Source organism: Cupriavidus sp. HE11 (assembly GCF_056097175.1).
In genome coordinates, this window is the sequence record NZ_CP184466.1 from 343,814 (window position 1) to 359,550 (window position 15,737).

The 15,737-nt window shown below is 60.5% G+C and carries 15 protein-coding genes and 1 pseudogene; 8 read left to right on the forward strand and 8 right to left on the reverse strand.

Annotation, left to right across the window (positions count from 1 at the left end; translation table 11 throughout):
* Positions 1-28 precede the first annotated feature (28 nt).
* Positions 29-703, forward strand: coding sequence for a Crp/Fnr family transcriptional regulator (locus tag ACOABP_RS29495; protein WP_474231343.1), 675 nt, complete (start codon positions 29-31; stop codon positions 701-703).
* A 12-nt stretch (positions 704-715) separates the two neighbouring features.
* On the opposite strand, the gene ACOABP_RS29500 is transcribed toward ACOABP_RS29495, so the two are convergent.
* Positions 716-1,228: a 2,4'-dihydroxyacetophenone dioxygenase family protein gene (locus tag ACOABP_RS29500; protein WP_474231345.1), complete on the reverse strand. Its 513-nt coding sequence runs from the start codon at positions 1,226-1,228 to the stop codon at positions 716-718.
* A gap of 22 nt (positions 1,229-1,250) precedes the next feature.
* Complete coding sequence (locus ACOABP_RS29505) at positions 1,251-1,757, reverse strand: ester cyclase (RefSeq protein ID WP_474231346.1); 507 nt, start codon at positions 1,755-1,757, stop codon at positions 1,251-1,253.
* A gap of 1,295 nt (positions 1,758-3,052) precedes the next feature.
* Between ACOABP_RS29505 and ACOABP_RS29510 the strand changes: the two genes are divergently transcribed.
* The gene (locus ACOABP_RS29510; RefSeq protein ID WP_474231347.1) at positions 3,053-3,319 is read left to right on the forward strand and encodes a LysR substrate-binding domain-containing protein; all 267 of its coding nucleotides are present in this window, start codon (positions 3,053-3,055) and stop codon (positions 3,317-3,319) included.
* Here the strand turns inward: ACOABP_RS29510 and ACOABP_RS29515 are convergent.
* Both ACOABP_RS29515 and ACOABP_RS29520 read right to left on the reverse strand, forming a co-directional pair.
* Positions 3,312-4,424, reverse strand: coding sequence for an NADH:flavin oxidoreductase (locus tag ACOABP_RS29515; protein WP_474231348.1), 1,113 nt, complete (start codon positions 4,422-4,424; stop codon positions 3,312-3,314). The genes ACOABP_RS29510 and ACOABP_RS29515 overlap by 8 nt on opposite strands.
* A gap of 39 nt (positions 4,425-4,463) precedes the next feature.
* Entirely contained in the window at positions 4,464-5,306 is an 843-nt protein-coding gene (locus ACOABP_RS29520) for an alpha/beta fold hydrolase (RefSeq protein ID WP_474231349.1), read from the reverse strand.
* 149 nt (positions 5,307-5,455) lie between these two features.
* Here ACOABP_RS29520 and ACOABP_RS29525 point away from each other — a divergent pair, with 149 nt between their 5' ends.
* Positions 5,456-5,827, forward strand: coding sequence for a winged helix-turn-helix transcriptional regulator (locus ACOABP_RS29525; protein WP_474231350.1), 372 nt, complete (start codon positions 5,456-5,458; stop codon positions 5,825-5,827).
* Between the two features lie 140 nt (positions 5,828-5,967).
* Here the strand turns inward: ACOABP_RS29525 and ACOABP_RS29530 are convergent.
* A pseudogene (locus ACOABP_RS29530) lies at positions 5,968-6,192 on the reverse strand (alpha/beta fold hydrolase); the annotation flags it as partial.
* 25 nt (positions 6,193-6,217) lie between these two features.
* Entirely contained in the window at positions 6,218-7,138 is a 921-nt protein-coding gene (locus ACOABP_RS29535; RefSeq protein ID WP_474231352.1) for an alpha/beta fold hydrolase, read from the reverse strand.
* Positions 7,139-7,225: 87 nt separating this feature from the next.
* Here ACOABP_RS29535 and ACOABP_RS29540 point away from each other — a divergent pair, with 87 nt between their 5' ends.
* Both ACOABP_RS29540 and ACOABP_RS29545 read left to right on the forward strand, forming a co-directional pair.
* Positions 7,226-7,612: a MerR family transcriptional regulator gene (locus tag ACOABP_RS29540; protein WP_474231353.1), complete on the forward strand. Its 387-nt coding sequence runs from the start codon at positions 7,226-7,228 to the stop codon at positions 7,610-7,612.
* 673 nt (positions 7,613-8,285) lie between these two features.
* Complete coding sequence (locus ACOABP_RS29545; protein ID WP_474231354.1) at positions 8,286-9,506, forward strand: MFS transporter; 1,221 nt, start codon at positions 8,286-8,288, stop codon at positions 9,504-9,506.
* A gap of 502 nt (positions 9,507-10,008) precedes the next feature.
* Here the strand turns inward: ACOABP_RS29545 and ACOABP_RS29550 are convergent.
* Entirely contained in the window at positions 10,009-10,593 is a 585-nt protein-coding gene (locus tag ACOABP_RS29550) for a TMEM175 family protein (protein WP_474231356.1), read from the reverse strand.
* Positions 10,594-10,601: 8 nt separating this feature from the next.
* Positions 10,602-11,315: a YoaK family protein gene (locus ACOABP_RS29555; RefSeq protein ID WP_474230596.1), complete on the reverse strand. Its 714-nt coding sequence runs from the start codon at positions 11,313-11,315 to the stop codon at positions 10,602-10,604.
* Positions 11,316-11,933: 618 nt separating this feature from the next.
* Here ACOABP_RS29555 and ACOABP_RS29560 point away from each other — a divergent pair.
* The 3 genes from ACOABP_RS29560 to ACOABP_RS29570 all read left to right on the forward strand — a co-directional run bounded on the left by ACOABP_RS29560 (position 11,934) and on the right by ACOABP_RS29570 (position 15,735).
* A complete protein-coding gene (locus ACOABP_RS29560) occupies positions 11,934-12,095 on the forward strand; it encodes a hypothetical protein (protein ID WP_474230598.1) in 162 nt (53 codons plus the stop codon).
* A gap of 142 nt (positions 12,096-12,237) precedes the next feature.
* On the forward strand, positions 12,238-13,902 hold the full coding sequence (locus ACOABP_RS29565; protein ID WP_474230600.1) for a ShlB/FhaC/HecB family hemolysin secretion/activation protein: 1,665 nt from the start codon (positions 12,238-12,240) through the stop codon (positions 13,900-13,902).
* Positions 13,903-13,974: 72 nt separating this feature from the next.
* The gene (locus ACOABP_RS29570; RefSeq protein WP_474230601.1) at positions 13,975-15,735 is read left to right on the forward strand and encodes a DUF2341 domain-containing protein; all 1,761 of its coding nucleotides are present in this window, start codon (positions 13,975-13,977) and stop codon (positions 15,733-15,735) included.
* Positions 15,736-15,737: the final 2 nt, after the last annotated feature.

The following is a 15,737-nucleotide window of genomic DNA, read 5'->3' on the forward strand; positions in this document are numbered from 1 at the left end:
CTGGCCCCTGCCTAGCCAATGCTTCTCGATGCCATACAACGCGCAAGAACCCGCCGCCGCCCCGGAACTGCTGTCACCCGGACTTGAACAATTGCTGCGTACCCGTTCCACACGCAGGCGCTTGGCCAAGGGGGAGGTACTGTTCACCTACGGCTCCTCGCCCGATGCGCTGTTCTGCGTGGATCGAGGCATGATCCGCGTCAGTGTTACGGCATCAAACGGCCGCGAGGCCGTGGTCAGCATGCTGGAGCCGGGGCAATGGTTTGGCGAGGTGTCTCTCTTCATTGACGCGCCGCGCGTCTATGACACGCGCGCCATCGTCGATAGCGAGCTGCTTGTGGTGTCTGCACAGGCATTTCACGAGATTGTCGATGGGCGGCCGGACTTCCTGATGGAGTTCATCCGTCTGATTTGCAGGCGCTATCGCTGGGCGCTGGAATGGATCGACGAGACCATTCTGCAGCCGCTACCCGTGCGGCTTGCCCGCCGGCTGCTGTCAGCTCAGCATGCTCATCTGTTGTCCGCGCCGGATAATGTCTGCTCGGCCTTGCGCCTTTCGCAGGAAGACCTTGGGCAGATGCTTGGCGTGTCACGGCAGAGCATCAACCGGCAACTGAAGGACTGGGAGTCGCAAGGGCTGCTGCGACTGGAGTATGGGCGCGTGACAGTATTGGACCAGGACGCCTTCCGGCGCCTGGTGTAAAGGAACTTCGCTTCAAATTCCCGGAGCCGAGAATGCAGCACCGCCATTGGGCCGAATGTAGCGCGGCATGGGAATCAGACCGGCAGCCACTGCACCCAGGATCGACGCTTCGATGGCGCCGGCGTCCATGATGCTTTGATAGTCGTCGCCGACGAAATTGATGTTGGCACCGTTCACCACCATGAAGCCTTCTGCAGCGTCGCTTGCGTCGGCCGGCACCGTGAACGTATGAATTGAGCCGCCAGGCTCGTAAAGATAACTCCCGGCGGTCTGTGGATCGTCAGGGTACTCTGCGTATTGCCACATGCCCCGGGTCGTGTAGAAATGCACGGTGCCGGTGTGGAAGTGTTTTGGCAGAACGGTTCCGGGCTCGAACCGGCCATAAAGCACCCAGATTCCGTTCTCACGATCAAGAAAGAGCGGCGTGATAGTGACGCCAGGCATCTCGGTGGGTAAGCGAGGCGCCGTTTCTATGTTGAGGGTGAGAAGGCGGTCCTGAGGAGTCGTGACGGTGGGAACGGACATAATGGTTTTGTCTCCACTTTTCTCAGGCTGTCGCCGGCAGCGCGGCGTCTTTTTGTGAGAGCATTGCCCGCAACGCCAGCGTCTGCAACTCTGCGGGGGCGCCAGCGAGCAACTGCCGCATCATCGACAGCGAATCAAAGTAGATGCGCTCACATGTCAGCGTCTCGCCTTCGAACAGGAAGAGGGCGATCATCCGACAGCGAAACGCATTGCCGGTGGCGGGCAGGCCGTTGAGCGTGCCGCGATGGGTGCCATGCAGCCAAAACTCGACGATCACTGCATCTTCGGTATGGCGGAGCTGGATAATTTCTCCGCGCTGGTCGGGAAAGGCCTCCCGACTCTGTGTGTAGTATTGGCGGACCTCCTCGTCCCCGTCAAAGACCATCCCGCCTGCAATGAGTTCATAGTGCGGGTGGGGGAAGGTCGACAAGACTGCATCGAAGTCTTGCCTGACTTCGTCGGAAAAATGATCGCGGACAATTTTTTCACGGCGGTCCTGCAACCGTGTTGGGCTCGGCGGCGTGGTCATGCATGTCTCCATCATCAGATTGGCTGAGTGGCTCCATCGCTCTGTCGCGGACGGTCGCCAGGTGCCATTCTCAGTGGTGGATCTCGCCAAGACTGTCAGTAATTGGCAGTTCTAGGTTGGGAGTAACCCGGACCCAAGTCGCGAAGTAATTTGAATGATCGCGTGTCGCTTCCAACGCCAACTCCTGCCGTTCAGTGGGACAGTTGCGAACGACGTCTACTGGCCGGACTCGGCCTCCGCTGGGCAAGTCGACGTACCCCCCGTGCCCACCAGCGCGTTCGAATTTCTCTGCCTCAGCCGTCCGTTGTGACCGCAACGCTGCGCTACCCGTCATCGTTTTCCGCTGCAGGATCTCGGGAGGAGGCCGTACAGCATCTGACAACGCAGGAAAAGCCGTGACGGCCGGCACTGTCAATCGAAAGTTATCCGGTTTATTCTTCTTTATCTCCGATATGGCGGACAGAAAGGGGCGGGAATGGAAACTACGATACGCATTTCTCTATTCCTGCTTGCGTCGGCGGCTTCTGCCGGTTGCTCGACTACCCCTACCTCATCCGGAAACGCTGTGGCTGCGCCGATCGAGAGGCTAAGCGCGTTACAAGATCCACCCGCAGGAGAGTATGCGACGTTAGTCGTTACACGCGATCAAGGGTTTTGGGGCAGCGCTTGCGACACTGTTTTGTCCGTGGATGGGCGAGAAGTGGGGCGAATCAGGGCGGGTGAGGTGGCACGGTTCTATGTCAAGCCAGGGGCGATCATTCTTGCCGCGCAAGCTACATCTCTTTGCCCAGGAGGGTTGAAGGAACGGGAGGTGAAACTTGATCCCGCCTCGTTAGTTCGCTATCGCATTTCCATCGATGCCAGCGGAGTCATGGACTTGTCCCCGACAGCCTTCTGATCTTCAGCACAATCGTGGCAAGTGTATGGAAACTCGACTGCGACTACCTGGTAGGAGCAAAGCATGGCAGCGAAGATTTGGCTCCGCATGGTGACCGGCATTGGTATCGCTGCATGCCTCTGTGCATCCACCGCGGCTCAGACGGGTAAGAGCCAATCAACGAGCATCCCAGACCTCAGCGACTACGACAGCCAGACGCGAATGACAATGGAACTAGCGTGTGGTTCTGAAAGGTCGAAAGGGTCCGTGTCCTACGGCTCGTGTCTAAATAGGCAGATCGCATTGCTGAAAAGCTCGCCAGGCATCCCGCCAGACGCGGCACGCCGCGCTCTAGGAGGTCACGACCTCCCGCACGGAGGTGCGAGGACTTCTGAAGCTCAATGTGACCGGGGCAGTGATGGTTGACATCCCGCAGCCGTTGATCGACCGTTTCCTGACTCACCATCCGGGCGTGCGAGTCGAGATCATGGTCAACGATCGTCTGGTCGATATTATCGAGGCCGGTTGCGATGCCGGCATACGATACCGGGCGCATCTTGCGCAAGACATCATCGCGGTGCCGGACCGCCTTTCCAGCAACTGGCGTTGGCGGCGTCGCCGTCTGACTTGCGCGCGCCCCTTCCTGATTTGTCGGCTCGCCGGTCCCGATAGGCGGATTAACTGAGCGTAGCGAAGGCGTCGGGCGTGAAGTCCGCAATTGCATCGATTTTGTTGTCGCGGACCTTTTGCAGCCACGCGGCGTCCTGAAGCAGTGGCCGCCCCACAGCGACGAGATCGAAATCACCTCGCTCCAGCCGCCTAAGGAGGCCGTCGAGTGACGTCGCTTGCGCGCGCTTCCCTGCAAACGATTCATAGACGTCGCCGGTCAGTCCAACGGAACCGACGGTAATCGCCGGGACGCCCGTGAGTTTCTTCGCCCAGCCCGCGAGATTCAATTCGGCATCGAACTCCGGAAAGGCTGGCTGCCAGAACTTCTGCTGGGAGAGATGGAAAGCGTCGGTACCGGCGTCGACGAGCGCGCTCAGCCAATGCTCCAGGACCTGAGGCGTCGCTGCGAGCCGCGCGTTGAAGTCTTTTGGCTTCCATTGCGACAGACGCAGGATCACGGGGAAGCCGGGGCTCACCACTGCGCGGATCGACTTGAGGATCTCGATCGCAAAACGCGAGCGATCGAGAAGCGTGGACCCGCCATAACGGTCGGCGCGCAAATTCAGATCCTCGGAGAAAAACTGGTTGATCAGGTAGTTGTGAGCGCCATGCAATTCCACGCCGTCGAATCCCAATCGCTCGGCATCGGCAGCCGCGCGGGCGAAGGCGTCAATGGTCTCCGCCACGTCGGCGTCGCTCATGGGCGTGCCCGCTGGCTGGCCGGACAGAGAAAGCCCGGATGGGCTTTCGTAGGGGGCGGGCGGTGTCCAGTTCGGCGCCGCGTTCGAGCGCTTCTGTCCCACATGCATCAGTTGCGGCACGATACGCCCCCCGGCTGCGTGAACTTCGTCCACAACGGTTTTCCAGTTCGTGAGCGCCTCGACGCCATGAAACAGGGGAATATCCGGCTCGTTGAGCGCCGCCGGGCGGAGGATGCCAGTGGCTTCCGTGACGATGAGGCCGACGCCATGCTCAGCGCGACGGCGATAATAAGCGGCCATCTCGGTGGTGGGCACGCCTCCTGGCGACAACGAGCGCGTCATGGGCGCCATGACCACGCGGTTCGGCAACTCCAGCGTATTCAAACGATAGGGGCTAAATAGAACGTCGAGGTTTGACATACGAATTCTCGCGATGACAAAAGGTAATCCGGCAATCGATTAAAGTGAATCGATCCATGAGGCCACGGCGGCGTTCACGTCGTCCTTGCGGTCCAGCATGATCCAATGGCCCGCGTCGGACCATGCTTGCACTTTCGACTTTGAGTGCGTGAGCCACGGTCCCATGCGCTCGGCTTGTGCAGGGTCGACGCACAGGTGATAGAAGGGCACTTGCAGGCTCGCGCAAAAGCTCGCGCTCGCATTTCCGATGCCGACTTGATCGGCGCCGAAGAACAAAGGCGCGAAGGATTCGCGAATGACATGCAGCGGCAATACCTGAAGATTATTCAGGTGCCGGCGCTTGTGGGCGGCATCGGTCTCGGGACCATAGACTTGTTCGAACAACGCCGTGACCACAGCGCGAGGATCATCGGCATTCAGCGCCTGTGCGGTCTTCTCGAAGACTTCAGCGGCATCGCTCGAAAATCCGAGTGAGCCGTCAACGGAAACGACGGCATTGACAAGGTCTGGGCGACGAGCTGCCAGGCGGGCTGCGATCTGGCCGCCCATCGAATGTCCCACGATAATGAATGGCTCGCTTGCGTAGTGTGTTGCAATTAACGCTTCGATGTCGGCGACGTAGTCTTCCGGTGAATACGCGCCGGACGGCATGACCTCAGAATCGCCGTGCCCACGGAGGTCGACTGACACGACGTGATACTTGCTCTCGAAGAAAGGGAGTTGTCCACCCCAGTCCCGCGAGTCGCAGGTCCAGCCGTGTAGGAGCATCACTTTCTTTCCTGTGCCAACCTCTCGTGTAGCAAGTCGCGCTACGGGCGTGGTTGCTGCGGTGGGGAGGTCGGCTAAATCAAGCGTCGATGAATCATTTTGGTGTGCTGCCATTCTCTATTCTCCGTGGTGATCGAACCTGCCAGCGTCACGCGATGCGGGTTTCAGGCTCGAAGCAATTGGCGTGATACCTATGGTATACGTTGGGTATCTACGGTCAATTACGCACCACGAAGTGCGTAGATATACAGGAGGATATTTGCATGGCATGCGAAGTGGACTCGGTGTTCTTTGCGGATTGCGCCGCCCGATCATTCTTCGATCAGGTCGCGAATAAGTGGTCGGTCATGATCCTCACGCTGCTCGCTGAGAATCCAACACGTTTCAACGAAATCAAGCGCCGGTTGGAGGGCATCACGCACAAGGCGCTGACGCAGGCGCTTCGGCGTCTGGAACGAAATGGCCTGATTGCGCGAGCGGTGATCAATTCTTCGCCTGTAGCGGTTGAATATTCGATTACCGAATTGGGTCACACGCTGCAGGTACCGTTTGGCGCGGTGTATGAATGGTCGATCCGGCATCTGGAGGAAATCGAGCTCGCTCAGGACGCTTACGACAAAAGGGAAACGCGGTGACGCAGCGGCGTGCGCGCGAGGTGCCCCGATACTAGCCGCTCAGGAAGCGATGGAGCTCGGAATGGATTCATCTGACGAGTCCTCAGGAAGCAGATGACCGCCAGGCAAAGCCTTGTCGGCTACGGTTGTTGCCCAACGCGACCACGTTTCGGCAGGTCCGGCACGATGACCGTATGCGTTTGCGCGAGCGTCGGCGCAATCAACCGCCAGGCAATATGAGATTGCGGATAGCCGTGCAGCAGAAGAACTGGCGAACCGCTTCCGCCAATCCTGCCGCGAAACGCGACATCTTCGGTTTCGATGTCGAGACGGGCAAAGCCCGGAAAGAAGTCGTGTTCAGCGGATGGGATTGCTTCAGACGGCATGTTTGCCTCCTCGTAGAATGAGACCTCATTGCCTGGAGGCGGATCCGACGAACTCGGCGAGATCATGATTGAAACGATCGGGCTCCTCGATGAACGGCGCATGTCCGGACTCGGCGTACACTTTGCTGACCATGCGTGGATTCAACGCCCTCGCGCGTGCCAGCGTTGCCGGTGTGTGGACCAGCGCATCGCGTCCCCCATAGATGAAAAGCATTGGTACGTGTGCCTTGCGGAGTCCTTCGGCCGCGAATACCGTCATCGTCGGGATTTCACTTTGCATGTCCCATGACGCCATCGCGGCATTGGCGAGCAGACGGGCGAATGTCTCCGAATCCGGTTGCTTGTTGAAGCACAGACCGACAAACGTGCGCTCGCCGTCCAAATGGGTTTTCAAATCGGGGGAGGTCATATCCCGATAGACATCAGGATGACTAACTATCTGTTCCGGCGTGAGTTCGACCACGCCGTCGACGTAGACCGCGCCCGCGATGTTGTGATCGCCATACATTGCAAGGTAGTTCGATATCACTACGCCGCCAAGCGACCAGCCGACAAGGATGGGTTTTCGGGCGTGCGAGCCTTCGATGACCGCCGCTAGGTCGTCGGCCCAACGACGCCCGTCGTGATACGGTTCGGCACCCGACGGTTTGTCCGATAACCCGTGTCCGCGCAGGTCATAGGTGATGAGGCGGTATTGGCGCAGTTCATTGCTCTGTACCTGAGCGTCCCAGTTCAGCCGGCTGCCGAGCGGACCATGAATCAAAATAACCGGAGCGCCGTTAGGGTTACCGCTCTCCTGAACCGCGAGCTTTACGCCGTCTTTTGAGCTAACCATATAGCTGGCGGGGGCGGCGAGCGCGTCGGGCGCGGAGGCAAACAGCGTCACCGCAGGAATCGCGATGAGCAGCAACTGCGTGAACAGGCGGGTAAACAAGCGGGTGAACATAGCGCATTCCTCGAAAGTGAGTAGTCCACCCAGTCTCAACCCTCACGCCAGTGTGAGAGTCAAGCAGATTGTGCTATTCTGGGTTTCATGAACACGATGCCCGCGGAAAAATTGCTGACGATCGGCGAACTTTCGAAACGTACGAGTGCGAGCGTGCGATCGATCCGGCATTACGACGACCACGGTTTGCTCGCCACGGTGCGTGCGAGCAATGGCTATCGCATGTTCCCCGTTAAAGTGGTCACCCAGATTAAGCAAATACAGCGCATGATCGCTACGGGCTTCACTATCGAGGATATTCGCGGCTTTCCGGACTGCATGCTACTGATCGAAGGCGCACGTTCATGCGACCAGATCACCGAGGTCCAGCGGCAACGCTTGGAAGTAATTGATCGTCAAATCGCAGACCTCGAAATGCGTCGCCTGAGGCTCATCAAGACCTTATCAGAAGGCATGTTTCCGCCCGTCGATTGAAACGAATGGACGTCCTTGGGACGGCGTGGCGCCGGGTGGCCTGGTGTTGGCATAGGCGGTGTTACGGGCGTTTTTGTGACCGCTGGCGCGCTGATGTTGCCCGCTGCGTTGCTCATCGGTTGGCGGGTCAAAGTCGCGGCACCGCGGCATGGCGCTGAATCCGCTGCGGGCTTTCACATCTAGGCGGGGTGCTTCGAACCGTGAACGGCGATCATGCAGCGGGAGGGTAGTTCGAGTCAGCAACTTCGCGATCGCTGCATCAGGCGGCCAAAATCATTTCATGTGCCACCGCGGATGGGGCGAGGAGGCGCGTGCCAACCCGTCGCGGACGATCCAGATAAGAGGGCGAATGTCCCTTACTGGCGAAAATCCGGTCGCTTGTGACCTCGGCCGTGAACGACTGTCGCGACGCGGGGCGCGCGCATTGCGCGGCCATTCAATCGAGCGCCATGCTAAGATTCAAGCTCGCTTGGAGCTCCCATCGCGGCTCCTTTAAGCGGCCTTCGCAGCGGCCTATCGCCACCCCCCCCCCCGCTGCTCTTGAGCGTTACCGCGCCTCCCTTCACGCTCCACGAAAAGCATCTGTGCACTGAATCGCATGGAGCTTTGTCGCGGCTGACCACGTCTGATGCACTGATAGGGTATCGGCGACGAAGGATTTTGATTGCGCGCCATGCCGACATCATCGCTCTCGAACCGCCCGGATCAATCTTTGCGTCGGGTGTTTTCAATCCTGGCGATTATTGCCGGGACGGCCATTGCAAATATCTACTACAACCAACCGTTGCTTGAGAGCATTCAGAGGTCCTTTCCCGGTTACGCTTCGTGGACAGGTGCCGTGCCTGCCGCGACCCAGATCGGTTTCGCAACTGGGATGCTGCTATTCGCTCCGTTGGGCGACAAAATCGATCGACGCCGCTTAATCGAGTGGCAGACAGTGGGAGTTTGCATCTCACTGCTTATCGCCGCCTTAGCCCCGACGTTGTTGATTCTGATCGGTGCGAGTTTCCTACTGGGTGTCTTTGCCACGTTGGCACAGCAGGCGGGGCCCTTTGCTGTAGAAGTTGCACATCCATCCCGCCGTGGGCAGGCCGTTGGCACTGTAATGAGTGGACTGCTGATAGGCATTTTGCTCGCGCGTACAGTGTCAGGCTCTATCGGCCAGTATCTTGGCTGGAGAGCTGTGTTTGGGGCTGCGATCGCAGCGATGGCCGCGTTAGCGATCTTGGTCCGCCATGCGCTACCCGCAAGCCAGCCAACCGCCGCGTTGCCGTATGGCAAGCTGCTGGTTTCGCTTTGGGATCTTGCCGTGGAATCGCGTGGCTTGAGAGAAGCGGCTCTGGTCGGAGCGAGCCTGTTCGCGGCATTCAGCCTGTTCTGGTCTACGCTCGCGCTGCTCCTGGCCGACGCACCCTTTCGTCTCGGTCCCCAGAGTGCGGGGTTGTTTGGCATTGTCGGTCTGGTCGGTGCACTTGCTGCCCCGTGGGCTGGAAAGCTCGCTGATCGGCGCGGGCCGCGTACGGCCATATGGCTCGCCATTCTTCTCATAGCGACTTCGTTGTTGATTCTGCTGGCGTCTGGGTCAAGTCTGACTGGATTGGCGATTGGGGTGATCGTACTTGACGCCGGCCTTCAGATGATGCAAACGCCGAATCAATCGCGTGTCTTTGCGTTAAAACCTGAAGCGCGGAGTCGCCTCAATACCGTGTACATGGTCTGCTACTTCAGCGGCGGAGCGCTGGGTTCAGCGGTCGGCGCGTATGTATGGCCTCGATTTCATTGGGTCGGAGTGTGTGTGGCGGGGATAGCATTCACGGCGTTTGCTGCAGTCGTCCATATTCGCTCCGGTAGTCGGGACGGTTCCACGAAGAAGGACGCCATCACGACTCCATAAGCTGGGCCGAATGCCAAAACCCGGACGTCGAAATTCCGAAGTGCTTCTTGAAGGCGCGGCGTGGGCGCTTTAGCTTTCATATCTGCCGCTCAGATCAACCTACGTGATCGGCGCACCTTGGAGAACCAGCGTGATGGACCACATCAGACGCATCTTCTGACGCCATCATCCGAATGTCCGCGTAAAACACTAAACTTCGATACACCCGCAGAACGATTCCATCAGACCGTTGCATCGACCGGTTGAATCCACAGCCGACAAGGGACCCAGGAGATCGGCGGCTGGCTCGACTGCCAGTTCTCCTCCCCCGCTAGTTCTGTGTACCCCTTTACTGTGAGACAGATCGCGATTTTTTCTCACTTACTGTGGGATTTTGGCCCAGGTAGTTTGCGACAAGGCTCCGTAAGTTCTTGATTTTTCGACGGCAGGTTTCCCTTTAACTGTGGGATGGGACAGCGATCCGCATCGTCGTGAGCGCCGGCAACGACTTGCAGGGTTCAGATCAATGCAATAGGAGATATTTCTCGATCCGCGAATCGGGGAAGAACCAGAATGCCGCCATTGCAATCAGCATCAGTGTTGCGGCGGTGGTGCTGAAAAAACTCACGCCAACTGTCAACGCATACACAACCAGCGACAGCCTGCCCTTCAGATCTTTGCCGATGGTGCCCGCGAGGGAAGAATCCTTTCCCTCCGTTGCGATGATGACGCGCTCCAGAATCCAATAGGCGATCGCGCACATGAACAGTACGAAGGCGTAGAGTGCCGTCGGAATCGCCGAGAAATCCGATTTTCCCGTCCAGGTGGTGGTGATCGGGATCATCGTCAGCCAGAACAACAGATGCAGATTCGCCCACATCACCTTGCCGTTGATGCCGCGCACCAGTTGGAACAGGTGGTGATGGTTGTTCCAGTAAATGCCGACGTAAATGAAGCTCAGCACGTAGCCAAAGAAATGCGGGGCTTCCGAACGCAGCCCATTCCAGTTGAATTCCGTTGGAAACTGGATCTGATAGAGCATCAGCGTCAGGCTCACGCCAATCACACCATCACTGAACGATTCGAGCCGGCTTTTGTTGATAGTCATGAATGCGCTCACACGAACTGATTGCGGAAGGACAGCCTGGCTAGATACGCGATGATCACGATAAACGGCAGCACGCTCCAGAAACCTATTTGCATATAGAGCACGGCACCGAGGAAAGTACCCAGCACGAAGCCGAGCACGATGCTGCCGCTTTTCAGGACAGCCACCCGATGTTCGCGGGTCGGTGCGCGAAGGTAGCTCGACAGATCGATGCCGAATTGCGTCGTGTTGCCAGTCATCATTGTGCTGGGGCTGATGCTCTTGGTCAGCGTCTTGCTCGAGGTATTGCGGATCGCCAGCGCCATCAGGCCCAGACCACCGGCCAACGCGAGCTCGACGGCATTCGGGTCGCTGAAAGGATAGAAATACAGCCCCACGCCCATAAATCCCAGCAGGAACATCGCCTCAGCCACGAACAGCCAGCCCAGCGTCTTGTGCGTCTGGCTGCAGCGATCGATCCAGATCTTGGCAACCACCACGGTGGCGATAAACAGCGGAATCGCGCCTAGCTTGATCCACAGCCCTGCGCCGCCCTTCACAAAGGCTGCGCCGGCGAGCACCAGGTTGCCGGTGACGTGGGCGGTAAAGAAGCCGAGCAGCGCGATAAAACCGATGGTGTCGATCGCACCGCCGACTATCGTCAACAGCACCGCGGCGCGACATTGCGCCCAGATGCTGGCGGCGGAAGTGTCGGGACGTTGGGAATCGCTGATCGCCGGCATGTGTACTTTTCTCCAAAAGGCGCCAGGACGTCCAGCGCAACATAGTTCAGTTTGTTTGATATTCCTCGCCACCGTCATCCTTCTCGGTTCGGTGCCGTGTGTGCTGAACTATAAGCATTGGCGCCCGGACAAAACCGCGCAACTCGCGCACGTGTTGTTCAATATTTTTCAACTATGGGCGCGATTGCAATGCACTCGACCGCGGGGTGCGGAATCAGCCCATTCCGGGTGGTCAACAATTGCCTCTGGCGTTGTCAGTGCCCTGTCTGCCGTGGGCTTACCCAAATGGGGCTGCCAACTCCGCGACGGACGTCTATGCCCTACTTTGGCGGGGAGTCTGGCCGTTGAGGCAGCACCGATGTGCCGAACGTGGTTCCCATCCGATGCTCGGTTGCTGCACGGTTATAGAGCCCTAGCTGATTCGACGGCCGATTGACGATCGCCTCGGATTCCAGTTGCGCAGGGCGCGCGCTGTCCGCGCGTCTTGTCGGACTCAGTTGTTGGGTCAGGCAATCGTAGGCGGGTGCCCGTTCCCCGTTGACCTCCACGTCTACGCACGACGTGCGACCCGTTGGCGGTTCCCCGGCGTCAGCCCATGCTGGGCTACCGCAGATCGCGATGAACCATGTCGCGGTCGTCGCCAATTTCATCCTGTTTGTCTTCCCACTTCGCATGGCATCTCCCGCTCACGCGCCTTTGGCGCTTGCAGCGAGTGTCGTGCTGCCGGCCGTTTCTATACGTGAAGTTTTCGTGACAAACGACATACCTGCCGAGGACTGACCGTCTAGGCATCTGTGCGTAACGCTGACATGAGAGATCGCGATCATGTCCCGCGGCGTGATGCCCCCAATCGTGTCGTCCTCGGTCAGGACCGTGACACGCGGGGCTGGCAATCGATACAAGAAGAAGGTCGAGTCAACTCATGCGAGTCAGGAAGAAGAAGGGTGCATCGTCGCGTTGGCGTGTCGTGTGCGCGGCGGTGATTGGACTGGGAGCACCGGGAGTACCAGGGGTGGCGCTGGCACAGGCCGACGGGGGCACGCCGGAACCGGCCGTCCCCGTGCAGGCGCCGGGCAACGCCGATGCGCAGCCGGAGCGCCGGGTCGACATCAATGAATATGTGGTGCGCGGCAATACCGTGCTGGACGTCCGCACGATCGAGCGTTCGGTCACGCCGTACCTCGGGCCTTCACGCACGCTGAAGGATATCGAGGCCGCGCGTGACGCGTTGCTGGCGGCCTACCAGGCCAAGGGTTACCAGTCGGTCTATGTCGACCTGCCCGAGCAGCAGGTCACGGGCGGGATCGTCTACCTGCAGGTGAGCGAAACGCGCGTGGGTCGCGTACGCGTGGTGGGCGCCGAGTACCAGTCGCCGCGCGAGGTCCGTGAACAGGTGCCGGCGCTCGCCGAGGGCGCCGTGCCCGACTTCACGCAAGCCCAGGCGCAGCTCACCGAACTGAACAAGACGGGCAAGCGTCAGGTGATGCCGTTGGTCAAGCAGGGCGCGCTCCCTGGCACGATGGATGTGGACCTCAAGGTCGAGGACAGTAGCCCCTGGAGAGCGAGCCTGGGCGTCAATAACGACTACAGCGCGGACACGAAGGAGTTGCGCGCCATTGCCTCCGTCGGGAACGACAACCTCTGGCAGCTCGGACATAGCGCGTCGCTCAGCTTCTTCGGCTCGCCGCAGGACCTGAACCAGACGCAGGTGTGGTCGGGCTCGTATATGGCGCCGATCCGCGGGACCAACTGGGGTGTCGAGGTCTCGGGCTACATGTCCGACAGCAACGTCGCAACCGTGGGCGGCACCAATGTACTGGGCAAGGGCCATTCGATCGGCGTGCGTGGCACCTACACCGTGCCGAACGCGGGCGCCTGGTATCACGCGCTGAGTCTGGGTGTCGATTTCAAGGACAACAAGGAAGAAACGCGATTGGGGACCGCCGGTGACACCGTGCCGCTCAAATACGCGCCCATCACGCTCTCGTACGCCGGCTTCACGCAGACCACCCGGGGCCAGTACGGACTGAACGTGGCGATGGTGGCCGGTACGCGCAGTTTCCTTGGCTACGGCAGCGACTGGAAGGAATTCGACTACAAGCGCTACAAGGCGTCGCCAAGCTTTCTGCTCCTCAAGGGCGATACCAACGGCACGTACAACTTCGCTGGGAACGCGCAACTGGCGTGGCGGCTGGCCGGACAGATCACCGATTCGCCCCTGGTGTCGAGCGAACAGATCGCCGCGGGCGGCATGAATTCCGTGCGTGGCTACCTGTCGGCCGAGAGTACGGGCGACTACGGCGTGGTGGGCTCGGTCGAAGTCCGTACGCCGCCGCTCGACTTCTTTGGCAGCACGGTGGAGGACTGGCGTGTCTACGCGTTCGCCGATGCGGGCCAGCTACGCCTGCGCGATCCGTTGCCCGAGCAGGAAAGCCGCTTCTCGCTGGTGTCGGTCGGGCTTGGCACCAGTTTCCGGCTCGCGCGCTATGTCAACGGCCGACTCGACCTGGGCATCCCGCTCAAGGATGGCCAGCGGACCGAGCGCTTCGACCCGCGCCTGAACTTCAGCGTGATTGCCACCTATTGATCACCGGGGCGCCAACAGACGACGCCCCGCACCCCTACTGCATTCCAAAGAACGCACCGGAGAACTCTTGTCATGCGACGTTCCCTCTTTCTGCTGCTTGCCCTGGCGAGCACGCTCCTGCCGAGTCTGGCCCACGCATGGTGGCAGCCAGACTGGGCCTATCGCAAGCCCATCACGATCGACGCCGGGCCGCAAGGCGGCAATATCGGCGGTAGCGCTGGCCGCACGCCCGTCCTGCTGCGGCTGCATACCGGCAACTTCAGTTTCGAGGGGGTGAGCGACACGGGCGCGGACCTGCGTTTCGTCGCCGCTGATGACAAGACGGTGCTGAACCACCAGATCGAGCAGTTCGATCCGTTGCTGGGTATCGCGCTGGTCTGGGTGGACATGCCCGCCGTGTCGGCCGAAGGCAAGCAGCAGTTCTGGATGTACTACGGCAACCCGAAGGCGCCGGCCTCCGGCAATGGGCAACGCGTGTTCGATCCCGATTTCACGCTGGTCTATCACTTTGCCGAGGGCAACGTGCCGGCACGCGACAGCACCGCCTATGGCAACAACAGCCAGACGGCCGTGGTCGGTGTCGAAGGCACCGTCATCGGCAAGGGCGCGCAGCTCGGCGCGACCGCGCTGGCGCTGCCGGCCTCGCCGTCGCTGGCGGTCCAGGCGGGCGGCGCCTTCGCCTTCTCCGCATGGGTGCGCCCTGACCAGCTGGGCCCGCAGCAACTGATATACGCCCGTCGCGACGGCGCAGGCGAGCTCCTCGTCGGTGTCGACCAAGGCGTGCCGTTCGTGCAGGTCAACGGCCAGCGCAGCAACCCGGGCCAGCCGATCCAGGCCGCCCAGTGGTCGCACCTGGCGGTCAACGCCGATGGCAAGACCGTCACGCTGTTCGTGGGCGGCCGCTCCGCCGCGAGTTTGCAGGCCGGGCTGCCTGCGCTGAACTCGCACGCCTTCATTGGGGCCGACAGCGAGGGCAAGGGCGCATTCCCCGGCGCCATCGACGAAGTCCGTGTGTCGAAGGTGGCCCGCCCGGTCGCGCTGCTGCTGGCCGATGCGGTGTCGCAGGGGGCCGACTCGCGCCTGGTGGCGTTCGGTCCGGACGAGCAGCAGGCCGGCAAGAGCCACTTCGGGTACATCTTGGCGGCGATGCCGCTCGACGCCTGGGTCGTGGTGGGCGTACTGGGCCTGATGATGGCAGCGTCGTGGACCATCATGATCTCCAAGGGCCGCGCCTTCGGTGCCAATGCCCGCGCCAATGTCGCCTTTATGGCGCAGTTTCGGGAAGCCTCGAGCGTGTCGCTCGATCACCTGGCCAAGACCGGCCGCGTGACCGCCGACGTGAAGCAGCATTCCTCCCTCTGGCGTCTGTACGAAATTGCGGTGGACGAACTGCACCGCCGCCATCAGATGGGCTACGACACCAACGCGGTGGGCGCCGCCACGATTGGCGCCATCCGCGCCTCGATGGATGGCGTGATGGTGCGCGAGAGCGAGCGCATGGCCAGCCGCATGAACTGGTTGTCGACCACCATCGAAGGCGCCCCGTACGTGGGCCTGTTCGGGACCGTGATCGGCATCATGCTGGTGTTTGTTGTGGCCGCGATGGCGGGGGCGGTGGATATCAACTCGGTGGCGCCGGGGATGGCCGCGGCACTGCTGTGTACGGCGGCAGGCCTTGGCGTCGCGATTCCGGCGCTGTTCGGCTACAACTGGCTCGCCTCGCGCTCCGACGCCATCGCCGCCGACATGGCGGTGTTCGTGGACGAGTTCGCCACGCGCCTGGCTGAAGAGCAGGGCGAGGGGCGCCACGCGCCCGTCCTGCAACGCGCCTGAAG